The 13,782-nt window shown below is 64.7% G+C and carries 13 protein-coding genes; 7 read left to right on the top strand and 6 right to left on the bottom strand.

All coding sequences use genetic code 11. The features are described 5' to 3' along the window. Positions 1 to 8 precede the first annotated feature (8 nt). The 3 genes from F1C10_RS04785 to F1C10_RS04775 all read right to left on the bottom strand — a co-directional run bounded on the left by F1C10_RS04785 (position 9) and on the right by F1C10_RS04775 (position 3,076). Positions 9 to 1,013, bottom strand: coding sequence for an SIS domain-containing protein (locus F1C10_RS04785; RefSeq protein WP_185209237.1), 1,005 nt, complete (start codon positions 1,011 to 1,013; stop codon positions 9 to 11). 115 nt (positions 1,014 to 1,128) lie between these two features. Beyond that, the gene (locus F1C10_RS04780) at positions 1,129 to 2,277 is read right to left on the bottom strand and encodes a polysaccharide biosynthesis/export family protein (RefSeq protein WP_185209235.1); all 1,149 of its coding nucleotides are present in this window, start codon (positions 2,275 to 2,277) and stop codon (positions 1,129 to 1,131) included. Positions 2,278 to 2,377: 100 nt separating this feature from the next. Then, the gene (locus F1C10_RS04775) at positions 2,378 to 3,076 is read right to left on the bottom strand and encodes an ABC transporter ATP-binding protein (protein ID WP_185209233.1); all 699 of its coding nucleotides are present in this window, start codon (positions 3,074 to 3,076) and stop codon (positions 2,378 to 2,380) included. A gap of 47 nt (positions 3,077 to 3,123) precedes the next feature. On the opposite strand from F1C10_RS04775, the gene F1C10_RS04770 reads away from it, so the two are divergent. Both F1C10_RS04770 and F1C10_RS04765 read left to right on the top strand, forming a co-directional pair. Further along, complete coding sequence (locus F1C10_RS04770) at positions 3,124 to 4,263, top strand: glycosyltransferase family 1 protein (RefSeq protein WP_185209231.1); 1,140 nt, start codon at positions 3,124 to 3,126, stop codon at positions 4,261 to 4,263. Between the two features lie 107 nt (positions 4,264 to 4,370). After that, a complete protein-coding gene (locus F1C10_RS04765) occupies positions 4,371 to 5,603 on the top strand; it encodes a glycosyltransferase family 1 protein (protein WP_258043071.1) in 1,233 nt (410 codons plus the stop codon). 23 nt (positions 5,604 to 5,626) lie between these two features. Here F1C10_RS04765 and F1C10_RS16550 read toward each other — a convergent pair whose 3' ends face one another. Next, positions 5,627 to 5,845 (bottom strand): hypothetical protein, encoded by a 219-nt coding sequence (locus tag F1C10_RS16550; RefSeq protein ID WP_219729821.1) that lies wholly within the window; start codon positions 5,843 to 5,845, stop codon positions 5,627 to 5,629. On the opposite strand from F1C10_RS16550, the gene F1C10_RS04760 reads away from it, so the two are divergent. The 5 genes from F1C10_RS04760 (at position 5,741) to F1C10_RS04740 (ending at position 11,651) form a co-directional block, all read left to right on the top strand. Next, entirely contained in the window at positions 5,741 to 6,472 is a 732-nt protein-coding gene (locus tag F1C10_RS04760) for an ABC transporter permease (RefSeq protein ID WP_219729791.1), read from the top strand. The two genes, F1C10_RS16550 and F1C10_RS04760, sit on opposite strands and share 105 nt — an antisense overlap. 43 nt (positions 6,473 to 6,515) lie before the next feature. Beyond that, positions 6,516 to 7,685 carry a lipopolysaccharide biosynthesis protein gene (locus F1C10_RS04755; RefSeq protein ID WP_258043070.1) on the top strand — a complete coding sequence of 390 codons (1,170 nt, stop codon included), beginning with the start codon at positions 6,516 to 6,518 and terminating at the stop codon, positions 7,683 to 7,685. A 230-nt stretch (positions 7,686 to 7,915) separates the two neighbouring features. Continuing rightward, complete coding sequence (locus F1C10_RS04750; protein ID WP_185209225.1) at positions 7,916 to 9,118, top strand: beta-3-deoxy-D-manno-oct-2-ulosonic acid transferase; 1,203 nt, start codon at positions 7,916 to 7,918, stop codon at positions 9,116 to 9,118. Further along, positions 9,118 to 10,374 (top strand): capsule biosynthesis protein, encoded by a 1,257-nt coding sequence (locus F1C10_RS04745; RefSeq protein ID WP_185209223.1) that lies wholly within the window; start codon positions 9,118 to 9,120, stop codon positions 10,372 to 10,374. The genes F1C10_RS04750 and F1C10_RS04745 overlap by 1 nt, the downstream gene beginning before the upstream one ends. Then, positions 10,365 to 11,651: a glycosyltransferase family 4 protein gene (locus tag F1C10_RS04740; RefSeq protein WP_374939366.1), complete on the top strand. Its 1,287-nt coding sequence runs from the start codon at positions 10,365 to 10,367 to the stop codon at positions 11,649 to 11,651. The genes F1C10_RS04745 and F1C10_RS04740 overlap by 10 nt, the downstream gene beginning before the upstream one ends. Here the strand turns inward: F1C10_RS04740 and F1C10_RS04735 are convergent, their stop codons facing one another. Beyond that, positions 11,652 to 12,539 carry an FkbM family methyltransferase gene (locus tag F1C10_RS04735; protein ID WP_185209221.1) on the bottom strand — a complete coding sequence of 296 codons (888 nt, stop codon included), beginning with the start codon at positions 12,537 to 12,539 and terminating at the stop codon, positions 11,652 to 11,654. Between the two features lie 54 nt (positions 12,540 to 12,593). Further along, positions 12,594 to 13,721, bottom strand: coding sequence for a hypothetical protein (locus F1C10_RS04730; RefSeq protein WP_185209219.1), 1,128 nt, complete (start codon positions 13,719 to 13,721; stop codon positions 12,594 to 12,596). Positions 13,722 to 13,782: the final 61 nt, after the last annotated feature.

Here is a 13,782-nt window from a genome sequence, read left to right as displayed (position 1 = left end):
CGCGGCGATCAGGCCACGCCGGCGCGCAGCACGTCGTGCATGTGAACGACACCGACCAGCCGATCGCCATCGTTGACGAACAGCAGAAGGACGTTGCGTTCCTGCAGCAGGCGAAGCGCCTCCGAGGCGAGTTCGTTCGGTCCGATGCACAGCGGATTCGGGCTCATGAAGCGACCGACGGCTTCGGTGAGGCCGCGTTCCAGGGTGACCGATCGTCGCAGATCGCCGTCGGTGAACGCGCCGACGAGCAACCCCATGCCATCCACCACCGCCGTTGCACCGAGCCGCGTTCGCGTCATCTCGATCGTCGCGTCGAGCAGCGTCGCATCGGGCGCGACGCGCGGTACATCCCCGCCGCGCGCCATGATGTCGCGCACGCGCAGCAGCCTGGCGCCGAGCCGACCGGCAGGATGGAAATTGTGAAAGTCGTCGGTCGAGAACCCGCGCCGCGCCATCAGCGTCATGGCAAGTGCATCACCGAAGACCAATTGCAGCGTCGTCGATGTCGTCGGACTCAGCTCGATCGGGCATGCCTCGCGGACGACGGGCAGGCGTATCGCGAAATCTGCCGCGCGTGCCGCCGTCGAATTAAGGCGGGCGGTAATCGTTATCGTTTTGATTGCGAAACGCTTGCAATAGGCGAAGATCGTCGCGAGCTCGCTGGTCTCGCCTGAACGGCTCAGGATGACGACGACATCACCCTCCGTGACCATGCCTAGGTCACCATGACCCGCCTCCGCCGGGTGCAGGAACATCGCGGGCACGCCGGTCGAGGTCAGCGTTGCCGTGATCTTGCGCGCGATGATTCCGCTCTTGCCCATTCCTGCCAGGATCACGCGCCCGGGGGCTTCGACGATCGTGGTGACGAGCCGTTCGAACCGAGCAACGAAATCAGCATCCGAGAAAGCCGTTTCGAGCGCCACGAGACCGTCAACCGCCAGGGCCACCGTGTGTGCCGCAACCGACCGGCGGCCAGCCCGCGCCCGGACCGGACGGACGTTATCGTCGATCATCGTCACTTTCGGTCACTCGCAGGAAAGCCCGAGAGCGGCCGCGAGAGGTTAGGCACCCGTTTAAAGGGAACCGCCCGCCTCATGTCGGATCGGCAGATCATCTCCAACGATCCGATCAGTTGGTGACCGCCCGTACCGCGAGGATCGGCGAGAAGAGCTGGCCAAGGATCTGTGCGAGCTTCGCTGGCGCATTGGCGCGCGCAGTGGCGATATAGATGACGTCCTTGTCGTGCATCCCCACCCGCTGCGATAGGAAATAACTGTCGGGGCGGATCATGTTCAGGCGGTAGATGACGGGCGTCGTGCCGTCGGCCCCGCTCGCCGTTGGCGTGTAGCGGAAGAGATAGACGGCGGAGGCGTCGGCAATCCGCTCGCTAGGGCCGCCGACGCGGGCAAGCGCCTCCGCGAGCGAAAGCTGGTTCGCGCCGAAAGCGACTTGGCTGACCTTTTCACTCGCGCCGAAGACCAGGAAAGTGCGCGGACGATTGAACAGTTCGACCCGGTCGCCCGGCAGCAAAGCGACGTTCTGAGGCCCGGCTACGTCGACCGCCGACAGGCGGGTCTCGGCCGACACGCCATCACGGGTGATGCGGACGACCATGTCATCGGGCTGGTTCACGGTGCCGCCGGCGCGCGCGAGGGCATCCAGCAATCGTTCGCGCGGAAGAGCGAGTTCGTACCGGCCAGGCGTGCGGACGTCGCCCGAGACGTAGAAGACGTTGAAGGCGTTGTTGCGGATCGACACGAGCGCCTGCGGCCGCTGCGACAGGCCGCGCAGTCCGCGTTCGATCATTCCTTCCACCTCGCCCGGCGTCTTGCCGCTGACCGCGAGGCGACCGATGTACGGAAGCTGGATATTGCCGCCCGCATCGACACGCACCGGACCGAGCGGGGTACCGCGCGCAGAGGGATTGAAGGTACCTCCCTGAGCCGGGCCCGTCGTCTGTGCCGTAAAAAGCGTAACCCCCACCTCGAAGAGATTGACGTCGAGCACGTCACCCGGACCGATCGTGTCGATCCGCCCTTCGCGTGCCAAGCTTGCGAGCGCACCGGGCGCGGGCGGGGTGAAGGCCAGCGCGGGGGCCGACTGAGCGTCGATATCGACGATCGTGAAGCCGGTCTGGTTATGCGAAACCAGCGCCTGGTTTATCTGCGCCGCCGTCGGCCCCGCGCTGGGCAGCGTCGAACAGCCCGCCAGCAACGGCCCGGCCGTGAGCGCGGCGATAACCGCACGCGACGATCCGAGAAAACCGGCAATGCGCATAAAGAATCCCCACCCATAGGCCCTGCACGGCCCGGTACCCCGCAAGGAAAAGCAGGTATCGCGTGGACGTGACGAAGACAATCCGCCTCGCGTACAGAGGCTATGCCACAGCGTCCGCACGCTCGACTTCGCGTGCGCGCGCTCCAAGGCTTTGCAGTCGATGATGAACGTCCGCCGCCTCCGCGATGGTATCGTAAAGCGTGACGGCACCGCCGTAGACTACAGCGCCACGCTGGCAATAACGGAACAGCGTGTTGGTATCGTGAGACACCATCACCAGAGTTCCGCGCTCACGGCGCTCATGCAGTGCTTCCTCGGACTTTACCTTGAACCGCTCGTCACCCGCGCCGGTGACTTCATCGACGAGGTAACAGTCGAACTTGATAGCGAGCGAGACGCCGAACGCCAGCCGGGCCGACATACCGGCCGAATAGGTACGAATCGGCTCATGCAGGTAAGAGCCGAGCTGCGCGAAATCGCTCACGAAGGCAAGCAGCTCGCGCTCATCGACGCCGTAGATGCGGGCGATGAACTTCGCGTTGTCGGCGCCCGTCAGGCTGGGGTGGAAGGCCGTGGTATATCCGATCGGCCACGAAACCGACATCGTTCGCGAGATTCTGCCGGTCGTCGGCCGCTCGACCCCCGCCAGCAGCTTCATCAGCGTCGATTTGCCCGCACCGTTGGCGCCGCAGACGCCGATCGAGTCGCCGGGGCGGATGACGAGGTTGACATCGCGCAGCACTTCGTTGTCGACGTTATGCCCGTGATAGACCTTGGAAACGTTGTCGAGGACGATCATCGCGGGCCAATCGATTGTGTCGGCCAACGATAGTGGATCGTGACGCTATGCAAAAGGTGCCGGTTTGCGTCGACGGACGACTGGCGGCGACAGAGGCGACGGGCGTGGCAAGTTACGCACGCGGACTTTGCACGGCGCTGGCCGCCACCGGCCCGGCGGCGATGATCCTCGATGACGCGCGGCGCGGAGCGCTGCATGCAGGCAATCACTGGCCGGAAATCGTGTGGCGCGGGCTTCGCGCAAGATGGCCGGGGGCGGTCCGTCTCGAAGATGATGGCCAGCGGTTTCTCGCCAGCGACGTATTCAGGCTAGCGCATGCGCGCTTCGCGGCCACCGGCAAATTGCTGGAGCTGCAGGCGCCCGGGCGGCCGGGCATCATGCATTGGACGTACCCAATCCCTGCGCGTGTGGCCGGCTGGATCAATCTGTACACCGTGCACGACGTCATCCCGCTGACCGATCCGTCCCTGTCCCCTATCGGGCCGGCGGGACTGCGCCGACGCCTTGAGGCGGTCGCATCGGTCGCTGACCGCATCGTCACGGTATCGGACCATGCGCGTGATGCGATAATCGCGACGCTTTCGATCTCGTCCGATCGTATCGTCAACGCTGGCGCCGCGGTGAGCGACCTCGATCAGCCGTCGCGGCCACTGCCGGCCGGTCTGGTGGGCAAGGACTATTTTCTATTCTGCGGCTTGGCAGAACCCAGAAAAAACCTGCCGCGATTGATTGCGGGGTGGCAGGCAAGCGGCGTCGTCGAGCCGCTCGTCCTCGCAGGGCCATCGTTTGCCGGTGTGCCGATGCCGGACGGTGTAATCGTCCTGCCCTATCAGCCGCGCGACGCACTTGTATCGCTGATCTGCCAGGCTCGCGCACTGCTGTTGCCGTCGCTCGCGGAAGGATTTGGCTTGCCGGTGATCGAGGCGATGGCGCTGGGAACGCCTGTGCTCGCGTCGAATAACGGCGCCGTCGCCGAGATCGCTGGCCGCGCGGCGCTGCTCGTCGATCCGAGCGACGTCGACGCGATCGCGGGCGGCCTGCTCGCCTTGAGCCGGGACCGGGACCTCCGGCGCGCGCTCAGCGAGCGCGGACTGGGCCACGTGGCCAGGTTCACGCCGATCGCCTTCGGCGAACGTGTTCGCGCGCTGCACCGCGAATTCGCTGGCGATTCCCGTTTGGTGAGTTAGGCGTGGCAACCATGGGGGATAGCGCTGCCGACGTACCGGCGATCGGGATCGACGGCTACAATCTGATCCTGCCGCATGGTACGGGTGTCGCTACCTATGGACTGGCGGTGGCGGAGGCCGTGCGCGCCCTTGGCCTGCCGCTGCATGGCATATTCGGGATGCCGGTGGGTCGCGACCCCAGGCTACGCGAAATCCTCTATTACGAAGCACTGGGGCGCGGCCTGCCGCCGCGGCGCGGACCCGCCTGGGCCCGTGGCCTGATCGATCGTGTAACTACCCGGCGCGGGTTGGCTTTAACCGACATACCACAGAGCGATGCGATCGAGCGACAGGGTTTCGCCGACCGCCTGCCGACGTTCGACCGCTTGTACAGCGCTGCCTTCTTGTTCGAGCGCGCCGACCGTTACTTCCGTCGCACCCAGCGCCTGCTTGAGGTTGAGGTGTCCAGGCCGCCTGCCATCATGCACTGGACCTATCCGGTTCCGGTGCGGATAGCTGGCGCGCGCAACATCTATACGCTGCATGATCTGGTGCCGCTGAAACTGCCCTTCGCCACGCTCGACCGAAAGCGTCTCTATTTCCGGCTGATCGAACGCTGCATCGCGCAAGGCGACCATGTGGTGACGGTTTCCGAATCAAGTCGCCGCGACATCATCGACCTGTTTGGCGCCAACCCTGATCGGATCACCAATACCTACCAGCACGCCCCGGTCCCGGAGAGCGATGTTGACGAGGCGGTCGACGTTGGCGCGGTATTCGGCCTGCCACCCGGTGGCTACTTCCTTTATTTCGGCGCGATCGAGCCGAAGAAGAATATCGCACGGCTGATCGAGGCGTATCTATCGACGGACAGTGCAGCGCCGCTTGTCATCGTCGGTGCGCGCGGCTGGCAGCAAACCGAGGAATTGCGGCTCGCCGAGGCGATCGCCAAGCGCGGCGGGGCAGGCGGCGCGAGGATCGTCCAGCTCGATTACCTGCCACGGCGGCTGCTGATGCATCTCGTCGCCAATGCCCGCGCCGTCGTGTTTCCGTCGCTCTATGAAGGGTTCGGACTTCCGGTGCTCGAGGCGATGCAGCGTGGGGTGCCGGTCATCACCAGCGACAGGGCGTCGCTGCCCGAAGTGGCGGGGGACGCTGCGCTGTTGATCGATCCGTACGATGTCGGGGCGCTGGCGGGTGCAATACGGCGGATCGACGCGTCGGCGGCATTGCGATTGCGGCTCTCCGCCGCCGGCTACGCCCAATCGGCGCGTTATGGCCTCGACGCGCATCGTCGAGCGCTGCACGCACTCTATACGCGTGTCCTCGAGGCCCCGGCGACGCACGGCCCTTTTCGCTGAGCCTGCGATCGGCTAGCCGTCCTTCAGTAAAACCCGGGGGCAGTGCGTATAACATGGCGAGCGTGATCGACGATCGGCCGCGAATGCACGGATCGCTCCGTCGTGGTTTTCGCGTTCAGCGCCGTGTTATCGCCGCGTTGATCCTGCGCGACTTGCACACGCGCTATGGCCGCCAGAATATCGGATATCTCTGGCTGATCCTCGAGCCGCTGCTGCTCGCCAGCGCGATCGGCCTGCTGCATTCGCGCACGCCAAATCATTTCTCGGGGGACATGAAGCCGGTTCCGATGGCGCTGATCGGCTATTGCAACTTCATGACCTTCCGTTCGATGGTCAGCCGATCGGAGGGCGCGCTCGAGAGTAGTCTGTCGTTATTCTATCACCGGATCATCAAGCCGATCGACATTCTGGTGTCGCGCGCGTTGCTCGAACAGGCGGGCACCTTCATGGCATTCACCATTCTCATGGGGTTGGCCGTCGCCACCGGCATTGCCAATCCGCCCGAACGGCCGCTCATCTACCTGTTCGGTGTCGCACTGATGTTTCTGCAATCCTTTGCGCTTTCACTCGTCGTGTGCGGATTGACGCACGAGCGCCCCGCGGTCGGGCGGCTGATCCATCCGATGGTCTATATCATGATGCCGTTGTCCGGCGCCTTCTTCGTGATGAACGGGTTGCCGGGCGGTATTCGCGATTTCCTGCTGAAGATTCCGCTCGTCCACATCTATGAGATCATGCGCTACGGCTGGTTCAAATCGGCACATCCCGAATATATCGACGGCTATTATCTCGCTGCTTGGATTCTCGGCACACTGCTGATCGGTCTTCTTTTGATTTCGACGGCGCGCCAGCGTATTCACAAGCCGTAGGGCGCGTCGTCAGCGGCGAGCGGGCGGACGAGGGGAAAACTACGTGCACGGTTTCATGACGCCGGCGGAAGTCCAGGCCGCGCCGTCGCTTTCGCCGGGCGAGCGCCTGGCGCGCTTCGCTCGGCGCAACAAATGGTTCCTCCTCGTGGTCGTGGCGCCGACGCTGCTACTGGCGACCTATCTCTACGCGCTCGCGTCGAACCAATATGTGTCCGAAGCCCATTTCCTGGTGCGCACGCAGGGCGGAACGACCGCTGCGCCTGCCAGCGGGATTGGCGCCGCGCTCGGACTGGGCGGGGCGGCGGGCGGCGCTGCATCGGGCGAAGCACAGAGCGTGTCTGATTATCTGACGTCGCACGACGTGGTCGACACCCTGCAGAAGCGACTCGATCTGGTGAAACTGTTCCGGCGACCGGAAGCGGATATCGGCAGCCGTTTGCCGATGGAATCACCGACGCCCGAGTATCTGCTGCGCTATTATCAGAAGCAGGTCGACGTTTACTACGACACCGATACCGGCATCACCACGCTGAAGGCGCGGGCCTTTCGTCCGGACGATGCCTATCGTCTCACCAGCACGCTGCTAATGCTGGGGGAGCAGCGGGTGAACGAGATCAACATCCGCGGGTTCGCCGACGCTGTGGCGCTGTCCCGTCGCCAGCTCGACGAGGCGGAACGTGCATTGGGGCAGGTCCAAACGCAGATGACCCGTTTCCGCCAGTCGGAGCGCGACGTCGATCCGGCGGGGACCGCCCAGGCGCAGATCGCCCTTGTCTCCCGCCTGTCGCAGGAACTGTCCGCGGCGCGTGCGCAGCTTGCAACGACGCAGGCGCTGATCGGCGGGGCCAGCCCACAGGTTGAGGCATTGCAGCAGCAGATCCGCAGCCTCGAGCGCCAATTGGCGGCGCAGAACGGGCGGCTGACGGGGGGATCCAGCACGATCGCCGCCGGACTTGGCGGTTATGAACGGCTGCGCATCCAGCAGGAATTGCTTGCCAAAAGGTATGAAGCGGCGAGCGCTAGCTACGAGGCGGCGCGGCAGAATGCGGTACGCCAGCAGCTGTATGTCGCGCGAATCGTCGAGCCGAACAGGCCGGTCAAATCACTATATCCCAAGCGCGCGTTGACGCTTCTGACGGTGTTTTGCGGTCTGCTCGTCGTCTATGCGATCGGCTGGCTGATTGCCGCAGGCGTGCGCGAGCACGCAGCGTAGGCGACCACGAGCGAGGCTGAAGGGTGCCGACGCCCTCCTTTTTCCTGCGGTCGCCGCCCTTTCCGTGGGTGCCGCGTCACGTCGCCGCGGTGTCGGTCCCTGGACGATCGCGGGTCGACGACATCGATGGGACGCTGGCACTGCTTCGATCGGCTCAGGTAGGCGGGGCCTTCTGGTCCGATGATGACCCCTGGCGACACCAAAAAAGCGACGGCCCCGACGCACGGATCGTGCGCGCCGTCCGCGAGGGCGATAAGACGGCAACCGTCATCGCCGCGCTGGAAGGCGCATCCTACCGCGATCCCTTCAGCGGCGAGCCGATCGACGTACAGGCGGCCATCACCATCCTGGCCGATTGGCGACGGACGATCGACGCAAATTGCCGGATCGGCGCGGCCGTTGGCATGGCGGCTTGGAAACGCGACGCGATGCGTCAATTTCTGTGGAACGGTCGCAAGTCGCTGCTTTTCGCCGCTGCCGGCGATATGACGGGAGGCGCCGCTGCCGATGCGGCGATTGCCTATTGGCCGTCGCGTGTACCGCCCGGCTTCGCCACGCAGATCGATCGCGGGGGCGGTGCGGCGTGGCAGGTGGAGGACGGCTTTATTCGCTCTTCGGGCCTCGGCGTCGAATGCCGTCCCCCGATGTCCGTCATCGTCGATCCGACGGGTGGGATCCATTACGATCCCACGCGGGAAAGCAGTGTGGAACAGCTGCTGCAACACCATGCGTTCGACGACGATATACTGGAGCGGGCAGCACGGCTACGGCGCCGCATCATCACCGCACGGATCGGCAAGTACGGGATCGACCGCGCCACGCCGTTGCCCCCGCTTCCGTCCGATCGCCGGATCGTGCTGGCCGTGGGGCAGGTGTCGGACGACCTTTCGGTAAGGCACGCCGGCGGGCCGTCGGGCACGGCGCGTTTCGTGGAACGCGTGCGTGCGAGCGAGCCGGATGCATTCATCATCTATCGCCCGCATCCCGATGTGTGCACTGGCCTGCGCGCCGGTGATCTGGCCGGCGATCGTCACGTCGATCTGACATTGGGGGGTGGATCGCTGCTCTCACTGATCGAACGCGTAGATGCAGTGCATGTCGTTTCATCGCTCACCGGCTTCGAAGCACTGCTGCGCGACGTACCGGTGACCGTGCACGGCGTTCCGTTCTACGCAGGTTGGGGGCTGACGCGCGATCTTGCCCCGATGCCGGTACGTCGGACGCGCCGCCTCGCGCTCGACGCACTGGTCGCCACCAGCCTCATTCTCGCGCCGCGTTATCGCGATCCGGTAACGCTGCTGCCATGCCCGGTCGAGGTGCTGGTCGATCGGCTCGCGGCCAACGCGGTCGGCTCGGATACGCTGCTGACTGGATTTCGCAGGACGCTGGGCGCGACGCGTCGTGTGATGCGACGGATCGAAGGCCGCGCCTGATGGACGGTGAGCGGCGCGTCTTTCTGTTTCTGCAAGGTCCGCATGGGTCGTATTTCGCGCGGCTCGCCGGCGCGCTCGCGTCGCGGGGTCACGTGGTGCACCGGATCAACCTGTGCGGCGGCGACCAGCTCGACTGGCCGGGGCAGGCGACGAATTATCGTGGCACGCTGCGGTCGTGGCCCGTGTTCGTCGACGATTATCTTGTGAAGCACGAAATCACCGATCTCGTTCTGTTCGGCGATTGCCGGCCGCATCACACCAGCGCGCACGGCATGGCAAAGGTGCGTGACCTGCGCGTTCATGTCCTGGAAGAAGGCTATATCCGCCCGGATTTCGTGACATTGGAAGAGGGCGGGGTGAACGGCCATTCGCGCCTGCCTCGCGATCCGGCGTGGTTTCGTGCGGAGGCGCAGCGGCTGCCTCCAGAACCGGCCGGGCCGCCGATCGCGGCGAGCTTCCGTCGCCGTGCCATCGAAACGATATGTCACCTGCTCGCGACAATGTTCCTGATGCCCCTCTACCCCTTCTATCGGACGCATCGGCCATATAGTCCGCTGATCGAGGCGATCGGCTGGTTTCTGTGGGCGGCGAACAGCGGGATTGAGCGCCGCCTGTCACGGCGAACATTGCGCCGGGTGCTCGAGGAACGCGATCAGCGCCCCATCTTCCTCGTGCCGCTGCAACTGAATTCCGATTACCAATTGCGCGTCCATTCACCGTTCAATGATATGCGGGCTGCGCTGCGTTTCATCATCAAGAACTTCGCGGAGGCGGCGCCGCGCGACGCGCAGCTGTTGGTGAAGCGGCACCCGTTGGACAACGGGTTGGTCCCGTGGCGTACTATCACCGCCCGGCTAGCCCGCCGGCACGGGGTCGGCGATCGTGTGGTCTATATCGGTGATGGGGATCTCAATGCGATCCTTCCCAACAGCGCCGGCGCAGTGATGGTCAACAGTACGGTCGGCACGCTGGCACTCAATCTCGGCATCCCGGTCGCGGTGATTGGCCGGGCGGTCTACGATGTCGACGGCGTGGTGCATCGCGGCGCGCTGGAGGATTTCTGGCAGGCGCCGCCGCGTCCCGACGAGGCGCTCTGGTCGTCGGTCCGGCGCGTCTTCGTCGATCGCTCGTTAATCCGTGGCGGCTTCCTTAGCGAGGAGGGCTTGGCGATGCTGGTCGAGAACGCCATCCCGCGGCTGACGGCTCCGGTTCGCCCGATCGCCGACAACGTGACACGGATCGTCCGTTGGCGCTGAAACCGTTTCGCGCACCAGCGAAAATGTTGTTCAGCAAGGGCCTGCCGGGGACGGGGCGGCACGATCAACGCGCGCGCCGGCCGATCGTGTTCGATCTGTCGCGCCTATTAAGCCGAGCCTATTTCACGACCCCGACAGGTATCGACCGCGTCGAATACGCCTATGCGGTCGAGCTTCTGAACCGCGTGCCCGAACGCTTGCGCTTTGCGGCGGTCCATCCCGCTGGCGGCTATTACGGGCGGCTGCCGATCGGCGCCGTTCGGCAGTTTCTGGCCTTCACCCAGGCGCGTTGGCAAACGCGGGGTGAGGCCGCCGCCGACGTACGCGCCCAGGCGATCCGGCATCTCTTCGCCCTGCGGCCGCGAGCGGTACCGGTACCGCTGGGCCCACGCATCTACATCCAGGCCTCGCCGCATCACCTTGAGGACACGCTGCTGGTGCGGAACATCCTGCGGACCGAGCGGGCGCGGATGGTGGCGCTGGTGCATGACGTGATCCCGCTGACCCACCCGGAATTCGCGCGCCCCAATGGGGCAGCGCAGCACGCCCGACGGGTGCGATCGATCGATACTTTCGCCGACGGGATCATCGCGAACTCGCAATCGACGCTGGATGCCCTCGCCGCGCGCCTGACCCCAAGGCGCAACCGCATTCTGCGCGTGGCGCATCTCGGCTGCGAGTGGGGCGACACGCCAATGTTATCGCTGGCGCAGACGGACGAGCGACCGTATTTCGTGTGCATCAGCACGATCGAGCCGCGCAAGAATCACCTGCTGCTGCTCAACGTCTGGCGCCGGATGGTCGAGCGGATGGGGGAGGGGGCGCCGCAGCTCGTGTTGATTGGCCGGCGGGGCTGGGAAAACGAGAACGTCATCGACGTACTCGAGCGATCAGTGTTGCTGCGCGATCATGTCATCGAACACGCAGACCTCGACGATCGTAGGCTTGCGCAGCTGGTCGCGGGCGCGCGCGCCGTTCTGCTACCGTCGTTTGTCGAAGGATATGGCATGCCGGTGGCGGAGGCGCTTGCCGCCGGCGTGCCGGTGATCGCCAGCGACATTTCCTCGTTGCGTGAAGTCGGCGGTAATGTTCCGGAATATCTTGATCCACTCGACGGGCTGGGTTGGCTCGACATGATCCTCGATTACGCCAAACCCGATTCGGCACGCCGGGCAGCGCAATACGACCGCCTGCTCGAATGGTCGCCGGTTGGCTGGGGCAGCCATATCGAAACTGTTCTGCAGGTTGTCGACGAACTCGCCGACCGTCGCGGCTGATCAGTCGCGCGTGAGAAGCAGCATCTGATCGTCGACCGGCGAATGCTCGAGAACCTGGCGCGCCGTTCGCATCTCTATCCCGTGTTCGAGGTCGATGATACCAAGCGAGAAGCCATGTGATAGGATCTCGTCCAGAAATGCGGCGGGATCGGCATATCGCCCCGACGTGAATTCCAGCAGGATGGTCAGCGGGCGATCCGCGGCGAGAATATCGCGCAACCCGCGCCAGATCGATTCCTCCGCGCCTTCGGCATCGATCTTGATGAAGTCGGCCGCGCCAGCGCCGGGGATCTGATCCGCGCGAACCAAGGGCACTTGCAGCAGTGTCTCTCCGACACCGCCCGGCACGATATGCGCGTTCTTCGGCTCGTTCGCCGGTACGTCCAGCGCGGCGATGCCGGCCACGTCACCCAGCGCTACTTCATGCACCGTCGTGCGTTCGGCGAAACCGTTCACCGCGATCGATCGGCGTAACAGGTCGGCGATCGGCGGGTTTGGCTCGAACGAGTGGACGTGGCCGGTCACACCGACCAGATCGGCCATCAGCACGGAGAAATAGCCGCAATGCGCGCCGACATCGAGCACGGTCATTCCGGGTTTGATGAGTGAGATGATCGCCTCGGTGTTCCACATCTCCCAATAACCGTCGAGCATCAGGTGGCTGGCGATGCCTACGTCATTCGTGTCGACATACATCTTGTACCGACCGAGCACGCGGCACAACGCGCGGCCTTCGCCAAGATAGGCCGAGTGGCACAAGCCGCGGATCACCGCTTCGTGACGCCAGCGTGCGCCGCCACGCAACGTCCAGATGTCGAAGATGGCGCCCTGTGCCTCGCTGTGGCGACGAACATCGGCGGGGGTCGCCTGCTGATCCAGGAAACGCATCAATCTACCTCACAGGCCCGACGACTTGCGGCCGAACGCACCCCGCTATCACCTTCAGGCGGTGTCGTCGTCGGTCGACTTGCGGACGACGATGCCGAACGGCGTCCCGTTTCCGGCGCTATCTGCGTGGCGTACCTGCGCGACGATATGGCCGAGCGCGGCGAGGCCGAGCACAATGCGGTTGATCGCGTGGCGATCGATCGCATCCGACAGCCGGACCATCTGTATCGCAAGCCCACCCGGACGCAGCCGATCGAGCAATTCCTCGATCGCACCAATCACCGCAGCGGATCCACGATCACCCAATACGTCGCTGCGCGACCAAATGAAGTCGTTGAGAGTGTCAGCCAAGGCAGTTGATGAGCAAGCCGTTCCACCGCCGGCGGGGGTAGAAGCGATGGTGGTGGCAATCTCGCAACCTGCCTTTCGCGCAAGCGTCGCCGCTTCGTCCGTCCCGGTGGCGATCGAAAGGCCGCGCGCCCCACTGGTCAGCCGACCGTACGTATCAAGAACGCGAAGGATGTAGGCTGTTTCCCACTGGTCAACGAGTGAACCTGTGCGCGGGTGATCGGCGGCAATCTGCTGGAACTGAGGCTCGCGTGCCTGCTCGGGGGTGAAACCCTGCGACACCGGCCAGGAAAGCGTCGGAACATCACCCGATGCCAAGGAGGCCACGCGTCTTGCACGCAGCCGTCCGAACGCGCTGCGTATCAGTGATACGTCGTCCGCACCTGCGTGACGTCCGCTGATGTTAACGCCGATCGCTGCCGCTTCCGCGGCGCACTCACCGAAGACGTATCCGGTAACAGCGTATTTCGCGCCTGGTACCGCGGTAAACGCTATTCGTATGGGGCGTTGCGTCTTGGCGATCGAAGGCAGAAGCGCGGTCAATTTCCCCTGTTCGGTAACGGCCGGCTTACCGCTTTCCAGATGCTGAAAGATGCGGACCGCGATCATCCCGCTTTCGGCCGTCAGTCCCTCGAATGACACGATGGCTCGCGACGGGCCGGCCGGCACTTCGACATAGGGCGTATGGAAAACGTAATTGACGTCTGCCGACCTTTCCGGCCCGCCCAGTCCCCTGATACGGCTGCGCTGTGCCGGCCAATAGCCGAAGGGGTCGAGCGCTAGCCCGCTCGCGGCCGGCGTTCCGGGGTTCGAAAAGGGCGTGATCGAGGCCATCACGATTGTCCCTAATCGACCCCCGCCGCCGGTGGCAATCGCGTTGAGACGGCTTGTCACG

Source organism: Sphingomonas sp. NBWT7, from assembly GCF_014217605.1.
Classification (GTDB): domain Bacteria; phylum Pseudomonadota; class Alphaproteobacteria; order Sphingomonadales; family Sphingomonadaceae; genus Sphingomonas.
The sequence above is the reverse complement of the archived record's forward strand: the minus strand, read 5'-3'. Positions and strand labels throughout refer to the sequence as shown.